13 protein-coding genes are annotated in these 15,386 nt (G+C 60.6%); 5 read left to right on the top strand and 8 right to left on the bottom strand.

Annotated elements, in window-relative coordinates; translation table 11 throughout:
* The first annotated feature begins 203 nt into the window (after positions 1–203).
* A complete protein-coding gene (locus PH558_RS15955) occupies positions 204–770 on the top strand; it encodes a DUF6101 family protein (protein ID WP_092709621.1) in 567 nt (188 codons plus the stop codon).
* 69 nt (positions 771–839) lie between these two features.
* Here PH558_RS15955 and PH558_RS15950 read toward each other — a convergent pair whose 3' ends face one another.
* From PH558_RS15950 to PH558_RS15940, 3 genes are all read right to left on the bottom strand, one after another.
* On the bottom strand, positions 840–1,295 hold the full coding sequence (locus PH558_RS15950; RefSeq protein WP_285205418.1) for a GNAT family N-acetyltransferase: 456 nt from the start codon (positions 1,293–1,295) through the stop codon (positions 840–842).
* Positions 1,296–1,335: 40 nt separating this feature from the next.
* Entirely contained in the window at positions 1,336–2,298 is a 963-nt protein-coding gene (gene ubiA / locus PH558_RS15945; protein WP_285205415.1) for a 4-hydroxybenzoate octaprenyltransferase, read from the bottom strand.
* Positions 2,299–2,372: 74 nt separating this feature from the next.
* Complete coding sequence (locus tag PH558_RS15940) at positions 2,373–3,158, bottom strand: MipA/OmpV family protein (RefSeq protein WP_446740080.1); 786 nt, start codon at positions 3,156–3,158, stop codon at positions 2,373–2,375.
* Between the two features lie 293 nt (positions 3,159–3,451).
* Between PH558_RS15940 and PH558_RS15935 the strand changes: the two genes are divergently transcribed.
* Positions 3,452–3,886 carry a hypothetical protein gene (locus PH558_RS15935; RefSeq protein WP_285205409.1) on the top strand — a complete coding sequence of 145 codons (435 nt, stop codon included), beginning with the start codon at positions 3,452–3,454 and terminating at the stop codon, positions 3,884–3,886.
* A gap of 89 nt (positions 3,887–3,975) precedes the next feature.
* On the opposite strand, the gene PH558_RS15930 is transcribed toward PH558_RS15935, so the two are convergent.
* Both PH558_RS15930 and PH558_RS15925 read right to left on the bottom strand, forming a co-directional pair.
* Positions 3,976–5,235, bottom strand: coding sequence for a cyclopropane fatty acid synthase (locus tag PH558_RS15930; protein ID WP_285205408.1), 1,260 nt, complete (start codon positions 5,233–5,235; stop codon positions 3,976–3,978).
* 144 nt (positions 5,236–5,379) lie between these two features.
* The gene (locus tag PH558_RS15925) at positions 5,380–7,689 is read right to left on the bottom strand and encodes a Tex family protein (protein ID WP_285205405.1); all 2,310 of its coding nucleotides are present in this window, start codon (positions 7,687–7,689) and stop codon (positions 5,380–5,382) included.
* A 245-nt stretch (positions 7,690–7,934) separates the two neighbouring features.
* On the opposite strand from PH558_RS15925, the gene purD reads away from it, so the two are divergent.
* The 3 genes from purD to PH558_RS15910 all read left to right on the top strand — a co-directional run bounded on the left by purD (position 7,935) and on the right by PH558_RS15910 (position 11,924).
* The gene (gene purD, locus PH558_RS15920; protein WP_285205403.1) at positions 7,935–9,203 is read left to right on the top strand and encodes a phosphoribosylamine--glycine ligase; all 1,269 of its coding nucleotides are present in this window, start codon (positions 7,935–7,937) and stop codon (positions 9,201–9,203) included.
* Positions 9,204–9,315: 112 nt separating this feature from the next.
* Positions 9,316–9,744: a plant virulence effector HPE1-like domain-containing protein gene (locus tag PH558_RS15915; protein WP_095434105.1), complete on the top strand. Its 429-nt coding sequence runs from the start codon at positions 9,316–9,318 to the stop codon at positions 9,742–9,744.
* 365 nt (positions 9,745–10,109) lie between these two features.
* A complete protein-coding gene (locus PH558_RS15910) occupies positions 10,110–11,924 on the top strand; it encodes a methyl-accepting chemotaxis protein (RefSeq protein WP_095434104.1) in 1,815 nt (604 codons plus the stop codon).
* A 74-nt stretch (positions 11,925–11,998) separates the two neighbouring features.
* Here the strand turns inward: PH558_RS15910 and PH558_RS15905 are convergent, their stop codons facing one another.
* From PH558_RS15905 to PH558_RS15895, 3 genes are read right to left on the bottom strand one after another with little or no spacing between them, the layout of a single operon-like run.
* A complete protein-coding gene (locus PH558_RS15905; RefSeq protein ID WP_285205396.1) occupies positions 11,999–12,493 on the bottom strand; it encodes a 2-thiouracil desulfurase family protein in 495 nt (164 codons plus the stop codon).
* A gap of 14 nt (positions 12,494–12,507) precedes the next feature.
* Positions 12,508–14,736 (bottom strand): glycine--tRNA ligase subunit beta, encoded by a 2,229-nt coding sequence (gene glyS, locus PH558_RS15900; protein WP_285205395.1) that lies wholly within the window; start codon positions 14,734–14,736, stop codon positions 12,508–12,510.
* 1 nt (position 14,737) lies between these two features.
* Entirely contained in the window at positions 14,738–15,193 is a 456-nt protein-coding gene (locus PH558_RS15895) for an endonuclease domain-containing protein (RefSeq protein ID WP_285205394.1), read from the bottom strand.
* Positions 15,194–15,386: the final 193 nt, after the last annotated feature.

Genomic DNA, 15,386 nt, shown 5'->3' with positions numbered 1-15,386 from the left:
ACCACCCTGCCCTGTGTTCACCTTATGGAAACCCTGATGCATTCGAGTTTGCTAACCATTTGAGGACGCAAAGTTTTCTTAACCTCGATTTTTAAGCTGTCTGGAAGGGACGGCGCCTAATCTGCCCAACAACGAGAGGACAAAGTTCTCCGAGAGAAGACCGAAACAACCGGCTCTCAGGTAAAGCAAGGGTAGAAAAATCGATGACTAATACCGTCCTGAAGCCCGACTGGGCTGGAACCACACTGCGGCTTGATCCGGCGCGCTTCCCGCAACAGGTCAGCTACGCCATGCGAGGTGCCGAAGGTGATGTCACCATTACGATCGACGAGCGCGGCGCAGTGCTGCGCAAGATCCTGCCGTCCAGCGGCCTGCCGCTGTCCGTTGCCTTGCCCAAGCGTGCATTCCAGGGTGTAGCCGCCCGCGCCATAGATCACGGCGACGGCGAAGTCACCGTCACGCTAGAACTGCATCACTCCGATCCGGATCTCTGCATCCCCCTTCTCGTGGCCCACGATTTGAGCGACATCGCCGCCGACTGGCGCTCCTGGTCGGAAGCCTTCCGCATCCCGATGCTGATGATCGAAGCCGACGGCGTGGCCCGTCCGCTGGAAGAACATCTCGGCGGCGTCCGCTCGCAGGACAGCCAGCCGCGTCGCCGCCATTCCTATTTCGCAAATCGCCGCCCACGCTTCCTCGTGCGCCGCACGACTGGCAAGCTCGGCGTCAAGATGAAAATCCAGGGTCGCGAGATCATTGCCAGACATTAAGCCGATTAGGCTTGAAATCGAATATCGCCAGAAGCCGGCCGCGGGAAAACCGATCCCGCGGCCAAAATCTTATGGTATCAGCGAGCGCTCCATAATGATCGTTCGTTCATCGCCATGAAAACTCTCGCCGACAGCATGGAAGCCGAGCTTTTCGTAAAAGCCCTGCGCGGTAATCGACGAGGGGACGGACAGAATGGCATTACCACCTGCCCTCGCCGCCCGTTCGATTGCCACCATCAGGCAGGCGCCAATGCCGCGTCGCTGCGCGGAGGGAGAGACGAACACCGTGCGCACGACGGCACGGTCAAGGCTCGCGGTGCCGACAATGCTTCCATCTTCGACCGCCACGAAGACCGTTCTGCTGCTCATGAGCCTGCGCACGCCAGCGGGACTAAAGCTTTCGGCAACGCGCGCGATGATATCGGGAGAATAGTCCTGTGCGTTGCTTTCGTGAAGTGCGGTCAGGATTACGCCACTGATAGCCTCGGTGTCCGCCTCTGAGGCCAGACGGATTTCGCATGCCATGACGCCCTCCTCTGGAACCTGATGCGGCGCATTCCATCCTTCAGGGAGCGAGAAACAGGAACGACAGGAAAAGACCGACGAAGATGATCAGCCCGACCCGATTGTTTGATTTGAAGAGGGCCAGACATTGTGTGCCGTCGTTGATATCGAGCACGGCGATCTGATAGGCGAACATGCCGCCGGCGACGATCAGGCCGAGATAGGCGAGCCAGCTTGTACCGGCGAGCGCAAAGGATAGCAGCATCAGAAGCAGCGTCGCTCCATAGAGCCCGACCAGCCAGAGGCGAGTCTGATCGCCGAAAAGCCGGGCGGTCGAACGCACACCGATCAGCTCATCATCCTCCTTGTCCTGATGCGCGTAGATCGTATCGTAACCGATGGTCCAGAGGATGGCGGCGAGATAGAGCACGATCGGGGCAAGCGACAGGCTGCCGAAGAGACCCGCCCAGCCCATCAGAGCGCCCCAGGAAAAGGCAAGGCCAAGGAAGAATTGCGGCCAGTCAGTAAAGCGCTTGGCAAAGGGATAGAGCGCAACGATGCCGAGCGATAGGACACCGAGCACGATGGCAAACCAATTGAACTGCAGGAGCACCAACAAGCCGACGAGAGCCTGCAATGCGATGAACACCTTTGCCTGGAGCCGCGTCACCCGGCCCGAGGGCAGCGGGCGCGAGCGGGTGCGCGCCACGGACATGTCGATCTCGTGGTCGACCAGATCGTTGTAGGTACAGCCGGCACCGCGCATCGCGACGGCGCCGATGAAATAGAGAAAGAGATGGTAGATCACCACGAAGCCGGGGGAGCCATGTCCAAGGGCGACGGAGGCATTGGCCGCAAGCGCGACGGACCAGAAGCATGGCCACATCAGGAGCTGCCAGCCGATCGGCCTGTCCCAGCGTGCAAGCTGGGCGTATGGCCAAAGCGTCGGGGGCAGAACGCGGTAGACCCAGTTGCCGGATGGCGCGTCAGCGACGCGCCCATTGATGTCGCCTGTGTTTTGCATAGGCGAGTAGTAGTGATATCCGGCGCCTCAGGTCAAGCGGCGAGGCCATAACGAGACATGACCTCGTCCGTTGCTCAGTTCATCGTGAAATTGAACTTGTAGCTGGCGGAAACGCCGATCAGCAGTTGGTTGCGGTCGCCACGCTCGCGCACGAGGCTGCTGTCGGCAGCCGGGCCGGTGAGCCGGGTATATTCGAGGAAGGTGCTGGTGGTCCAGTTCTGCGAGGCCTTCCAGGTCAGTGCGCCGCCGAAACCGACGGATTTGACGCCGCCGCCGGGCTTGTAGCCGCTGAGGCCGGAGGCGGCCGATTCGCGCGCATTGACGCCGTAATAGGTGTCGAAATAGTCGCTGCTGGCGAGCGTCATGCGCGGACCGGCCGAAGCGCGAAGCTCCGGCGTGATGTCGGTAAAGGCATCCACCGCTGCATCGGCAACGACGCCGCTATGGGCGCGAATGCCCTGACGAACTTCGACGCGGGCACGCAACCAGTCCGTGGGATAGGCTTCAGCAAAGCCGCCGGCTTCCACACCCCACTTGACCTTCTTCAATCCTCTCAGCTCACGGCCGTCGCCGCTGTCGCGGCTCGGCACGAACTTGCCGACGATGCCGACGCGGAAGGCATCGCTTTCGATCAGGGCAAAGGAGGGATTGTCGTTGCGCGAGGAAAAGCGTGGGCCAGGACCCTGCCGGCCTATGGATACCAATGGCGACCATTGCAGCTTGTTGTGCTTGCCGCCTTCGAATTTCGGTGCAGAGAAACCGGCCGCACCGACGCTTAGGTACCAATCACCCGACCACAAATGCTGGCCGTCGCCCGCCTCAGCAGCGCCGGCATAGGCGATGGCGGAGAGGCCGCCAATGAAAAGGAACCTTAACTTTGCAAACACAACGAAACTCCATGATACGCAATACAAAGGGCCGGAGGACCCGAGAGTTGCTGCAAATTATGCGGATCGCGTTACCGCTCCCTTAACCACAAAACCCCGAATCCCGTCAGAACATCAAATTCAGGTTGCTCTAACCGGATGCCATTCGACATGCGCCGGCCTATCGTGTTGATTTAATTTCTGTATAGATGCTCAATCGTGGGTAACGGTCGCAATTGCCAGTACCCGCCATCTCATAGCCCCCAATTTCAAAAGATGAGAAGCGAATGAAGAGCATATCCCTGATCTCCCTAGGTCTGATGCTGGCTGCCGGCATGGCGCTTTCCGGCTGTGTCGGCACTCCGATCGGCGGGGCGAAACAAAGCCATTTTTCGGGAAGTGCCGCCCCCGGCAAGAAGACGAAGATTACGAGTACTTCGCTCGTGAAACAGGACTGCACCTTTGCAGGATTTCCCTATACGGGCGTCATCAAGCAGCCTGCCCACGGCAAGGTTGACATCGAGCACGGCCCGGTCGCGGCAAAGTTCCCGAAAGACAGCAATGCCTACCTGTGCTCGGGCAAGACGGTCCAGGGGAACATTGTCTACTACACGCCGAATCCCGGTTTCTCGGGCACCGACCAATTCACCCTGCGGCTTACGGGACTGAATACGGATGGTACGGTGCAAGACGGCACCTTCACCGTCCATGTCGGCAGATAGCAACTTTGATGACGCGCAGGCATGAATAGAAAAGGCCGGACCGTGGCTTTCCGCGGTCCGGCCCCCTCAAACGGCGCGATGACAGGGGCTCAGAACGTCACCTTCTCCAAAGGTGCGCGCCCTGCCTCGAATTCCCTCAGCTTCGCCTCGCGTTCCGCGATGTAATTGCGGTTGTCGGGGACGGCGAACTGGTTCTTGGTGATCTGGAGCTGCATGATGAAGAGCTCATCCCAGCGGAAGCCCATTTCGGAACCGGCTAGATAGAACTCCCACATGCGGAAGAACTTCTCGTCATAGAGCGCGACGGCATCGGCCTTGCGCGCCACGAAGCGGTTGCGCCAATGCCTCAGCGTATAGGCATAGTGCATCGGCAGGGTCTCGACATCCCGCGTGAGCAAGCCGGCCTTTTCCAGCGGCGGCGTGGTCTCGCCGATCGACGGAATGTAGCCGCCGGGGAAAATATACTTTTCGATGAAGGCGTTAGTGGCAAAGCTCGGCTTCGGGCGGGCAATGGAGTGCAGCAGCATGACGCCATTATCATCAAGCAGCTCCGAAACCTTGCGGAAGAACTTGCCGTAGTCGCCGATGCCGACATGTTCGAACATGCCGACCGAGACGATACGGTCGAATTTCTTGCCGGTCATGTAGCGATAGTCCTGTAGCTCGAAGCGGACTCGATCGGAGAGGCCACGCTTGGCCGCCCGCTCACGCGATACCTTGAGCTGCTCTTCGCTGAGCGTGATGCCGGTCACGTCGAGACCGGGATAAGCTTCGGCAAGATACATGGCCATGCCGCCCCAGCCGGAGCCGATCTCCAACACCTTCTGGCCAGGCTCGACCAGCAGTTTAGCAGCGATGTGCCGTTTCTTGGCGATCTGCGCTTCATCCAGGCTGATGCCAGGTGGATTGAAATAGGCGCAGGAATATTGCCAGTCCTCATCGAGGAAGAGATCGAACAACTTCGCCGAGAGATCGTAGTGATGCGCAACATTGTACTTGTTGCGATTGATCGGCGAGCGGCTCTTGATCTGCTGCCAGGCGATGCGGCCGATCAACAGCGCCGCCATGCGGAAGTCGAAGACCTCGTTGGTGGTATTCTGCTTCACCAGCGACAAGAACTCGTAAATGTCGCCCTGCTCCAGGATGAAGCGGCCTTCCATATACATTTCGCCGAGCTTGAGCGTCGGATCGCGCGCGACGGCATCTTCAGCCTGCTGGTCGGCAAACCGGACGGCTACCGTCTCTCCGGTACCGTCGCCGACCACATGGGTCTCGCCGGATGCGAGCGTAAGCCTGAGTGAACCTTTACGGATGATTTTCTGGACGAGAGGAAAAAGGGTCGACGCCATGGACGCCTCGAATGTTATGACATGACATTAAGGCAACTTTAACGCCTCACAGCGTCGTGGCAAGCGCACCTTTCCACAGTCATTGGCACTCTGGCAACAACGCTGCCAGAGTGTGACATTCTTGCACGAAGTTCCGCTAAGTCCTTATTTTCGTTTGAGTGCATCGGCCAAGGCGGCTCCAAAACTACCCTGCTGTTCGGCCTTCGGACGGGTATTTCCCTTAACGCCAGCGTTGCGCAAACCACCCTGTTCGCGTGTGTCACGCCCCGACGGGGCTGCCACAGTGCTGCCATCTTTGCGCATGGAAAGGCCGATTCGCTTACGCTTCGCATCGACTTCCACGACCCTGACCTTGACGACATCGCCAGCCTTCACGACCTCATGCGGGTCCTTGATGAAACGGTCCGCCAGCTGCGAGACATGCACCAAACCGTCCTGATGGACGCCTATATCGACGAAGGCGCCAAAGGCGGCAACGTTGGTCACGGTTCCCTCCAGCAGCATTCCCGGCTTGAGGTCGCTGATCTCGTTGACGCCCTCCGCAAAGGTCGCTGTCTTGAAGCTCGGACGCGGATCTCGGCCCGGCTTTTCCAGCTCGGCGATGATGTCACGCACGGTCGGCAGGCCGAATTTGTCGTCGATGAATTGCCGGGGATCGATGGCCTTCAGCGTTGCCGTATCGCCCATCAGCGTGCGGAGATCACGGCCGCAGGCAGCAACGATCTTCTTTGCCACACCATAGGCTTCCGGGTGCACCGAGGACGCGTCGAGCGGCTCTTTGCCATTCGGGATGCGCAGGAAGCCGGCGCATTGCTCGAAGGTGCGCTGGCCGAGACGGGCGACTTTCAGGAGATCGCGCCGCGTCTCAAACGCGCCTTCGACATCGCGATGCTTGACGATGGCATCGGCGATCGACGGGCCAAGACCCGAGACACGGGAAAGCAGCGGCGCCGAGGCCGTGTTCAGATCGACCCCGACAGCGTTCACCGCATCCTCGACCACGGCATCCAGCGAACGCGACAGCTTTTGTTGGTCGACATCGTGCTGATATTGGCCGACGCCGATCGATTTCGGCTCGATCTTCACCAGCTCCGCCAGCGGATCCTGCAGGCGGCGGGCAATGGAGACAGCACCACGCAGCGAGACGTCAAGGCCGGGGAATTCAAGAGCTGCCGTTTCCGAGGCGGAATAGACCGATGCGCCGGCTTCCGAAACGATGACCTTGGTCGGCTTCGGAGCGGGCAGTTCGGCCAGCATGTCGGCCACCAGCTTTTCGGTTTCGCGGCTGCCCGTGCCGTTGCCGATCGCGATCAGCTCGACCTTGTGCTTGCGGATGAGCGCGGCCAGCGTCGCCTGCGTGCCGCGTACGTCGTTCTTCGGCGGGAAAGGATAGACTGTCGTCGTCTCCAGGAGCTTGCCCGTGCCGTCCACCACGGCGACCTTGACGCCGGTGCGGATGCCCGGATCGAGGCCCATGGTGGCGCGCGAACCGGCAGGAGCCGCCAGCAGCAGATCCTTCAAATTGCGGGCGAAGACATGGATCGCTTCTTCTTCGGCACGTTCGCGCAGTTCGCGCATCAGGTCGAGCGACAGTGACATCGAAAGCTTCACGCGCCATGTCCAGCTCGCGACCTCCGTCAACCAGCGATCGCCGGGCCGGCTGACGCCGATATCATAGGCCGCAGTGATCATGCGTTCCACCGGCTTGTTCGGTGAGACGGCATCAACATCGACTTCGATAGTGAGCGTCAGGACCTCTTCGTTCCAGCCGCGCAGCATGGCGAGCGCGCGATGACCGGGTGCTGTCGCCCAACGCTCCTGATGGGCGAAATAGTCCGAGAACTTGGCGCCTGCCTCCTGCTTGCCGTCGACGACGGCGGCCTTCAGCGTGGCGTTGGTCTTCATGTAGTTGCGCAGCTTGCCGAGCAGATCGGCATTTTCGGCAATGCCTTCGGCGATGATATCGCGCGCGCCTTCCAGCGCCGTCTTCACATCAGGCACATCGGCCGTGAGGAAACTTTCGGCCAGCACCGTCGGCTCCTTGGAGCGATCGGCAAGGATCGTGTCGGCCAGGGGGCCGAGGCCACGCTCTCTCGCAATCTCGGCGCGCGTGCGGCGCTTCGGCTTGTAGGGCAGATAAAGGTCTTCCAGCTCAGACTTGGTTGCGACCATGGCGATCTTGCCCATCAACTCGTCGGTCATCTTGCCCTGGCTGGTGATGGATTCGATGATGGCGGCACGGCGGGCTTCCAGCTCACGCAGATAGACGAGACGTTCCGACAAAGTGCGAAGCTGGGTATCATCGAGGCCGCCAGTCACCTCCTTGCGGTAACGGGCAATGAAGGGCACGGTCGCGCCTTCGTCCAAGAGCTCGATGGCGGCCTTGGCCTGATCCGGGCGGGAGTTGATCTCGGCGGCGATGGTAGCAGCAAGGGAACGGATATCGGCGGACATGTGTCTCTCTGAACTGGACAATCGTGAGGGGACCATAAGCATGATCCCGCGGACATAAGAAGCGGTTTTCGTCACGGAACACGCCAATCCGGGCGCGGAGATGGCATGGAGGGCGAAGCCGCTTCCGCTTTAGCGGGATAAAAAGGCATGGCAATGTTGCCAGCCGTGCCTCCACAGGATTTGCCGCTTGACCTTTGGTCCAACCCCGCTTAACCGCGCAAAAGGACGCAACGAAAGGGCAAGCCATGAGAGTTCTGTTGATCGGATCGGGCGGACGCGAGCACGCACTAGCCTGGAAGCTGGCGCAATCGCCTCTCATGACGGAATTCTATGCCGCACCGGGCAATCCCGGCATTGCCGAGCATGCGACGCCTGCGGCGATCGATATCGACAACCATGACGCCGTTGTCGCCTTCTGCAAGGACAAGGCCATCAACTTCGTCGTGGTCGGCCCGGAGGCGCCCTTGGTCGCCGGCATTGCCGATGCGCTACGCGCCGCCGGCATCGCTGTCTTCGGCCCTTCTGCAGCGGCGGCACAACTCGAAGGGTCCAAGGGTTTCACCAAGGATATTTGCGCCCGCTACAATATTCCCACCGGCGCCTACCAGCGCTTCAACAACGCACCGAAGGCGAAAGCCTATATCCGCGCTCAAGGCGCACCGATCGTTGTCAAGGCGGACGGCCTGGCGGCGGGCAAGGGCGTCACCGTCGCCATGACGGTCGACGAGGCGCTTGCCGCGATCGACGATTGCTTCGAGGGTGCATTCGGCGAGGCCGGCGCGGAAGTCGTGATCGAAGCCTATCTCGATGGCGAAGAGGCAAGCTTCTTCTGCCTTTGCGACGGCAAACATGCGCTGGCGCTTGCAACCGCCCAGGATCACAAGCGCGTCGGCGACGGCGATACCGGCCCGAACACCGGCGGTATGGGCGCCTATTCCCCTGCCCCCGTCATGACTGCAGACATGGTCGAGCGCACCATGAAGGAGATCATCGAGCCGACGATGCGCGGCATGGCGGAAAGCGGCCATGCCTTCAGCGGCGTCTTCTTCGCCGGGCTGATGATCACCGCCAAGGGGCCTGAGCTGATCGAATACAATGTCCGTTTCGGCGATCCCGAATGCCAGGTACTGATGATGCGGCTGAAGAGCGACCTGCTGCCGCTGCTCTATGCCTGCGCCAACGGCACGCTGGATCAGGTGACGGCCGAATGGAGCGACGACCCGGCGCTGACCGTCGTCATGGCCTCGAAAGGCTATCCCGGCTCCTATGCCAAGAACACGCCGATCACAGCACTACCCGCGGATAGTGAAGGTGAGAAAGTGTTCCATGCCGGCACAGAACTGAAGGACGGCACGCTGGTTGCGACCGGCGGTCGGGTACTGAACATCACGGCGACCGGCAAGACGGTGAGCGAGGCAAAGGAACGTGCCTATGCTCTGGCTGGCAAGGTGAAATGGGATAACGGCTTCTACCGCAACGATATCGGATGGCGTGCAGTGGAGCGTGAAAAGTAAACACCGCGGCGGCTCTGCAATCGCAAGTCCATTAAATTTTTACCTAGTCTCCTGACGGGATGGAAATAAAGCTCCCGTAATATCTCCGACATTATAGGCGGAGTTCTTGGTTATGCGTTCCTTCTTTGTGACCTTGGCGTGTGTACTGACCGGCGGCTCCGCCATGGCCTCGTCGATCCAGCCGATCGAAGGCACGATGATCGGCGGCAGAGGCAGCATTATCGACAAGAGCTGCACCGAGTGCCCTCCGCTGAAGCCGCCAGTCGCGGAAAGGGAATATAGCGTACCGACGCTGGAGCCCGGCACCCAATCCGTCGTCGTGCGTAATATCGATGGTCAGAAAAGGGTGGTCCGCACCGAAGCGTGGATGGGCGGTTCGCCTGTCACCTTCGTCAGCAAGCCTACGCCAGAAGCGCTCGCGGCCGCCGGTGAGCCCGTCGATGGCATCGACATGACGGCTCGGACGGCAGCTTTGCCCAACTCCTCCGCGGCTCGCGAACCTGCGCCGCTCGATATCTCCGGCTTCCAGCTTCGCCAATAATCTGGCAATCCATTCCCGGCTGAGTTTGTTTGCTTGCGGAATGCCGGCTACCATTCACGTTTTCGAATATATTTTCCTAATATTCGGGATATCTAAATAAATTATCAGGAAATGCTTGGTTCAGCCGTAGTCATCCTTAAGTCAAAATATGTATTACTTATGATTCAAGCGCATATCTGCGGTTTAAATTAAAATAAAACACAACCAAATCCCTACAATTAAAGCTTTTTTAGACATAAACAGCGATTTTACTGTCACCGGACAGCAGCATGTCATTCGAGCGGCGGCAAGCGTATTGGGATTCTCTCAGGCGATCGCACAGGCGGTAGGAAACCGCACCGGTATTCACCCCTGTGGGAGGCACCATGAAGAATCTCAAGATTTCGCATCAATTATTTGCCCTGCTTGGCGTCCTGATGGCCGCCTTCGCGGTGGCGACTTATTTCCAGATCCGGTCCCAGGCCGATTCCATTTACGACGACCGCTTCGACATGCTGCGCACGCAGGTCGAATCCGGCATCTCGGTTTTGAACCAGTATTATCAGCGCGAAAAATCCGGCGAGATGACCCATGAGGCGGCCCAGGCCGAAGCCTTCAAGGTTCTGTCGCATGTCAGCTTCGCGCCGGCAGGCTATCTCTTCGGTTTCGATTACAATGTGATCCAGCGCATTCATCCGAGCCCCGTCAATATTGGCAAGGACATGTCCTCGCAGGTCGACAAGAACGGCACTCATTTCAGCAAGGAAATGGTGGAGAAGGGCATCAAGGGCGGCGGCCGCACCATCTATTACTGGAACAAGCCGGGTCACTCCGACAGCGAGTTCTTCCTGAAGGGCAGCTATTCAGCCGCCTTCGCGCCCTGGCAGATCGTCCTAGGATGCGGTGTCTACATGGATGACCTCGAGGCGCAGATCGAGGCCACCATGTGGCGTGCGCTCATGATCTGCGGCATCGTCTTCCTGATCGGTATCGGTGCCGCCTTCTACTTCATCCGCGGCATCACGAAGCCGCTGACCGACGTCCATGCGGCCCTGAAGGCCGTCGCCGACGAAGACGTGAAGACAGCCATCCCACATACCGAGATGCGCAATGAAATCGGCCTGATGGCGAAGGCAACCCAGGCGCTGCAGGAAAAGGTTCGCGAACGTCATGCACTTGCCGACCGCCAGGCAGCACAGGAGCTGGAAATCAGCAACGAGCGCGAACAGAACCTGCGCCAGCAGCAGGACGAGGCCCACGAACAGGCGCGCGTCGTCTCGGTCATCGGCCGGGCGCTTGAAGACCTCGCCCGCGGCGACCTCACCGTGCGATGCGGCGATCTCGGCGCAAGCTATGCCGGCCTTCGCAACAACTTCAACGAGGCACTGTCGCATCTGGAAGCCGCGATGGGCCGCGTCAACGCCAAGGGCAACGACATCGGCCTCAGCAAGGAAGAAATCCGCCGCGCCTCCAACGAACTGTCACAGCGCACCGAACGTCAGGCCGCCAGCCTGGAAGAGACCTCGGCAGCGCTCGACGAGCTCACCGTCGCCGTTCGACAGACCGCGGAAGGCGCCGATGAGGCCAGCAAGCGCGTTCATGCCGTCAGCGCCGAAGCATCGCGCAGCGATGCCGTGGTTGCCCAGGCAATCGAAGCGATGAGCGGCATCGAGAAGTCTTCGGCAGAAATCGGCAAGATCATCGGCGTCATCGATGAGATCGCCTTCCAGACCAACCTCCTGGCGCTCAATGCCGGCGTCGAGGCGGCTCGTGCCGGCGAATCCGGCAAGGGTTTTGCCGTCGTCGCCCAGGAAGTGCGTGAACTCGCCCAGCGCTCCGCGGCAGCCGCCAAGGAGATCAAGGACCAGATCGCCCGCTCTTCCGGCCAGGTCGACCAGGGCGTCCGCCTTGTCGGCGAGGCGGGCGAGGCGCTGAAGCGCATCTCCGACCAGATCAAGGCCGCCAACGAGATCGTCTCGAAGATCGCCCACAGCGCCTCCGAGCAGGATACGACGCTGCGCTCGATCTCGTCTTCGATGAACCAGCTCGATGCCGCTACGCAGCAGAATGCCGCCATGGCCGAGGAAACCACCGCGTCGGCCGAGACGCTCGCTGCCGATACGGAGGATCTTCTCGCCCTCATCCGCGGTTTCCGCGTCAACGAAGGTCGCGCGACCATGGATCATCGCCGCGCCGCCTGATCAGTACAGTTGCAAAAATGGCAAACCGCCGGGCTCGCGTCCGGCGGTTTTCTTTTGAGCAAAGCTTTGCTGCGTCAGTCTGCGACCTTCAGGCGCTCAACCAGCAGGTCGATCTCGCGATCGGAATAGACCTCTATACCGGCCTGCTTGAGCAGCGCCGCGGTGACGCCGCGGCCCCTCTGCTTGCCGCCGGAAAATGTACCATCATAGATGAAATCCGAGCCGCAGGACGGGCTGCCGTCGATCAGGAGAGCATAGCGACAGCCGGTTTCATTGGCGAGGGCCAGCGCATTTTCCGCCGCCTGGCGAAACTCCGCCGTGACATCACCGCCGGTGATTTCCATCACGCGCGCCGAGCCGGCAAGCACGTCCTCGCCGGTCGCACCGCCTGCAATTTCGGCCGGCGGCCTTGGCACCGCCATGCCGGCGGACATTTCCGGACAGATCGTCACCAACCGCCCCTCCTCGCGCCAGCGATCGATCGCCGGATGAACAAGAGGCTTGGAGCGGCCGTCATAGCGGACGGCATGGCCCATGAGGCAGGCGCTGACGAGAATCTTTCCGGTCATCGCGCCCCCGTGTCTTATCCCGCGATCTTCGAGAAGTCGGCGACCGTGCCGGTCGCCTGGCGGATCAGGCGCAGCAGCGCCAGGCGATTGGCGCGGATGGCGGCATCTTCATCGTTGACGAGCACATCCTCGAAGAAGCGGTCGACGGGTGCGCGCAGCTTGGAAAGGGCTGCCATGGCCGAACGGAAATCTTCCTTGGCGATCGCATCGGAGGCCTCGGCAGAGGCGGCCTTTACGGCAGCAAAGAGATCCTTTTCGGCATCTAGTTTCAGCAAGGCTTCCGAAACGCCATCGGCAACGACGGTGCCCTTCTTCTCTTCGGCAGCCAGAAGCTGAGTGGCGCGTTTGGTGCCGGCGAGCAGGTTCTTGCCGTCTTCGGAGGTGATGAAGGCAGTCAGCGCCTCGACGCGGCGGGCAACCATCAGCAGATCGTCGGCCTGGGGCGTCAGCACGGCGTCGATCAAGTCATGGCGGGCACCGAGATCGCGCAGGTAGACCTTCAGGCGGTCATGGAAGAAGGCGAGCAGATCGGCATCCTTGGTGGTCGCCAGCAGCGGCAGACGCACGCCGCGCTCCAGGAGGATGCGGACGACACCGAGGGCTGCGCGGCGCAGTGCATAAGGATCCTTCGAGCCCGTCGGCTTTTCGTCGATTGCCCAGAAGCCGACGAGCGTATCCAGCTTGTCGGCAAGCGCAACAGTGATTGCAACCTTGTCTTCGGGAACGCGGTCGGAGGGACCTTGCGGCTTGTAGTGATCTTCGATCGCAGTCGCGACCGAGGCATTCTCGCCCTGCAGCGATGCATATTTGCGGCCCATGACGCCCTGCAGTTCGGGGAATTCGCCGACGGCTTCGGTGCGCAGGTCGGCCTTGGCGAGCACGACGGCACGATCGACCAGAGCGGCATCGGCGCCGGTGATCTTGGCGAGTTCAGCGGCCAGCGCGCGGATGCGGGCGACACGCTCGCCCTGACTGCCGAGCTTGGCATGGAAGGTGACGTTGAGCGCGTCAAGTTTGGCCATGCGCTGATCGAGCGGCTTCTTCAGATCGAGGCCGAACTTTTCAGCGGAGGCTTCCAGCGTTTCGAGATCGGGCAGATCGCCCTGGTCGCGCTTCCAGAAGTGCAGCGCGTCGGACAAACGAGCGCGCACGACCTTGCCGTTGCCGTGGATGATTTCCTTACCGCCATCCGTCGCCTGGATATTGGCGACGAGAATGAAGCGGTTGGACAGCGCACCCTCCCCTTGATGGGGAGGGTCGGCACGCAGTGCCGGGGTGGGGTGATTTTGTTGGGACGCGAGATCACCCCCACCCGCAGCTTCGCTGCGACCTCCCCCCTCAAGGGGGAGGTGAGAGCCTTGCGGCCGTGTGACGAAACACTTCTGGTTGGTCTTGATGGTCAGGCGGATGATCTCGGACGGGATCGAGAGATAATCCTCCTCGAAGGAGCCCATCAGCACCTGCGGCCATTCGACAAGGCCGGAAACTTCCTCCAGCAGGCCTTCATCCTCGACCAGTTCGAGGCCGTTGGCGAAAGCGACGTCGCGGGCATCATGCAGGATGATGTCCTTGCGGCGCTCCGCATCCAGAACGACGTAAGCCTTTTCCAGGCTCGAAGCATAATCCTCGAAACGCTTGACCGTAATCGGGCCGGGGGCATGGAAGCGATGGCCATAGGTCACGTTCGAGGCGACGATGCCGTCGATCTCAAAAGGAATGACCGTGGTTTCTTCATGCTCGGTGCCGAAGGTGCAAACGATCGACTGCAGCGGGCGCACCCAGCGCAGCGAGCCGGGCTTTACCGAGGCCTTGCCCCAGCGCATCGACTTCGGCCAGGGGAAGTTTCTTATGATGTCGGGCATGACCGCGGCAACGATTTCCTCGGCAGCACGGCCGGGCTTGGAAATGATCGCAACGTAAAAATCGCCCTTCTTCGGGTCGCTCTGCACCTGCGCCTCGGAAATGGAGGACAGGCCAGCACCGCGCAGAAAACCTTCGATCGCCTTCTCGTTGGCATCGGTGCGCGGGCCCTTGCGCTCCTCGCGCACATCGGCCGAGCGCGCCGTCAGACCGCGAATATCGAGCGTCAGGCGCCGCGGCGTCCAATATTCCCTGGCACCTTCATAGGAAAGACCCGCTTCGACCAGGGCATCGGTCACCAGCTTCTTCAGGTCGCCGGCAGCCTTGCGCTGCATACGGGCGGGAATTTCCTCGGAGCGGAGTTCGAGAAGGAGATCGGGCATGTCAAGGTTCCTCACCCTCCCCTTGAGAGAGAGGGTCGGCACGGCGTGCCGGAGTGGGGTGAAAACGGTCGGCCTCTGCTAGCAAAATTTGCCGCTGCTGCACAATGGCAAATATCGTATCCAGAACAGCCTCCATCTCATCCATGACCTCTGCATTCCAGAATCGGACGACGTGATAGCCTTGGCTCTCAAGAAAGGCTGTCCGCTCGGCATCATAACGCCTTGCCGCATCTTCCGCATGCTGGCTGCCGTCAAGCTCGATAATCAGACCGATCTGATGGCAGGCGAAATCGGCGAAATAGCGCCCGATCGGAACTTGGCGGCGAAAATGGGTGCCTTCGATCGGGATGCGCCACAGATGCTTCCAAAGCTTGGCTTCCGCATCGGTCGAACCGGCGCGTAGGCGACGGCTGTTGGCGATTTTGAAGCGATCGAGTTTGGAGGGCTTTTTAAGCATCAACGATCCACATCCGTTGCGATTACAAAGTCACCGTTCACACCCTCCCCTTGAGGGGGAGGGTCGGCACAAAGTGCCGGGGTGGGGTGATCGCGGCAACCTCTGCGGCCAAACAATCATCACCCCCACCCGCCGCGTCGCGGCGACCTCCCCCCTCAAGGGGGAGGTGGTTAAATACCACCCACCGCCGCCG

Origin of the sequence: Rhizobium pantanalense (assembly GCF_030182525.1) — a bacterium.
In the GTDB taxonomy this organism is placed as follows: domain Bacteria; phylum Pseudomonadota; class Alphaproteobacteria; order Rhizobiales; family Rhizobiaceae; genus Rhizobium.
This window is presented reverse-complemented; position numbering and strand designations above follow the sequence as displayed.

Bases quoted from the DNA above. Each gene is read 5' to 3' on its own strand.
- PH558_RS15955 (WP_092709621.1), top strand. From the start codon at position 204: ATGACTAATACCGTCCTGAAGCCCGACTGGGCTGGAACCACACTGCGG.
- PH558_RS15950 (WP_285205418.1), bottom strand. From the start codon at position 1,295: ATGGCATGCGAAATCCGTCTGGCCTCAGAGGCGGACACCGAGGCTATC.
- ubiA (WP_285205415.1), bottom strand. From the start codon at position 2,298: ATGCAAAACACAGGCGACATCAATGGGCGCGTCGCTGACGCGCCATCC.
- PH558_RS15935 (WP_285205409.1), top strand. From the start codon at position 3,452: ATGAAGAGCATATCCCTGATCTCCCTAGGTCTGATGCTGGCTGCCGGC.
- PH558_RS15930 (WP_285205408.1), bottom strand. From the start codon at position 5,235: ATGGCGTCGACCCTTTTTCCTCTCGTCCAGAAAATCATCCGTAAAGGT.
- PH558_RS15925 (WP_285205405.1), bottom strand. From the start codon at position 7,689: ATGTCCGCCGATATCCGTTCCCTTGCTGCTACCATCGCCGCCGAGATC.
- purD (WP_285205403.1), top strand. From the start codon at position 7,935: ATGAGAGTTCTGTTGATCGGATCGGGCGGACGCGAGCACGCACTAGCC.
- PH558_RS15915 (WP_095434105.1), top strand. From the start codon at position 9,316: ATGCGTTCCTTCTTTGTGACCTTGGCGTGTGTACTGACCGGCGGCTCC.
- PH558_RS15910 (WP_095434104.1), top strand. From the start codon at position 10,110: ATGAAGAATCTCAAGATTTCGCATCAATTATTTGCCCTGCTTGGCGTC.
- PH558_RS15905 (WP_285205396.1), bottom strand. From the start codon at position 12,493: ATGACCGGAAAGATTCTCGTCAGCGCCTGCCTCATGGGCCATGCCGTC.
- glyS (WP_285205395.1), bottom strand. From the start codon at position 14,736: ATGCCCGATCTCCTTCTCGAACTCCGCTCCGAGGAAATTCCCGCCCGT.
- PH558_RS15895 (WP_285205394.1), bottom strand. From the start codon at position 15,193: ATGCTTAAAAAGCCCTCCAAACTCGATCGCTTCAAAATCGCCAACAGC.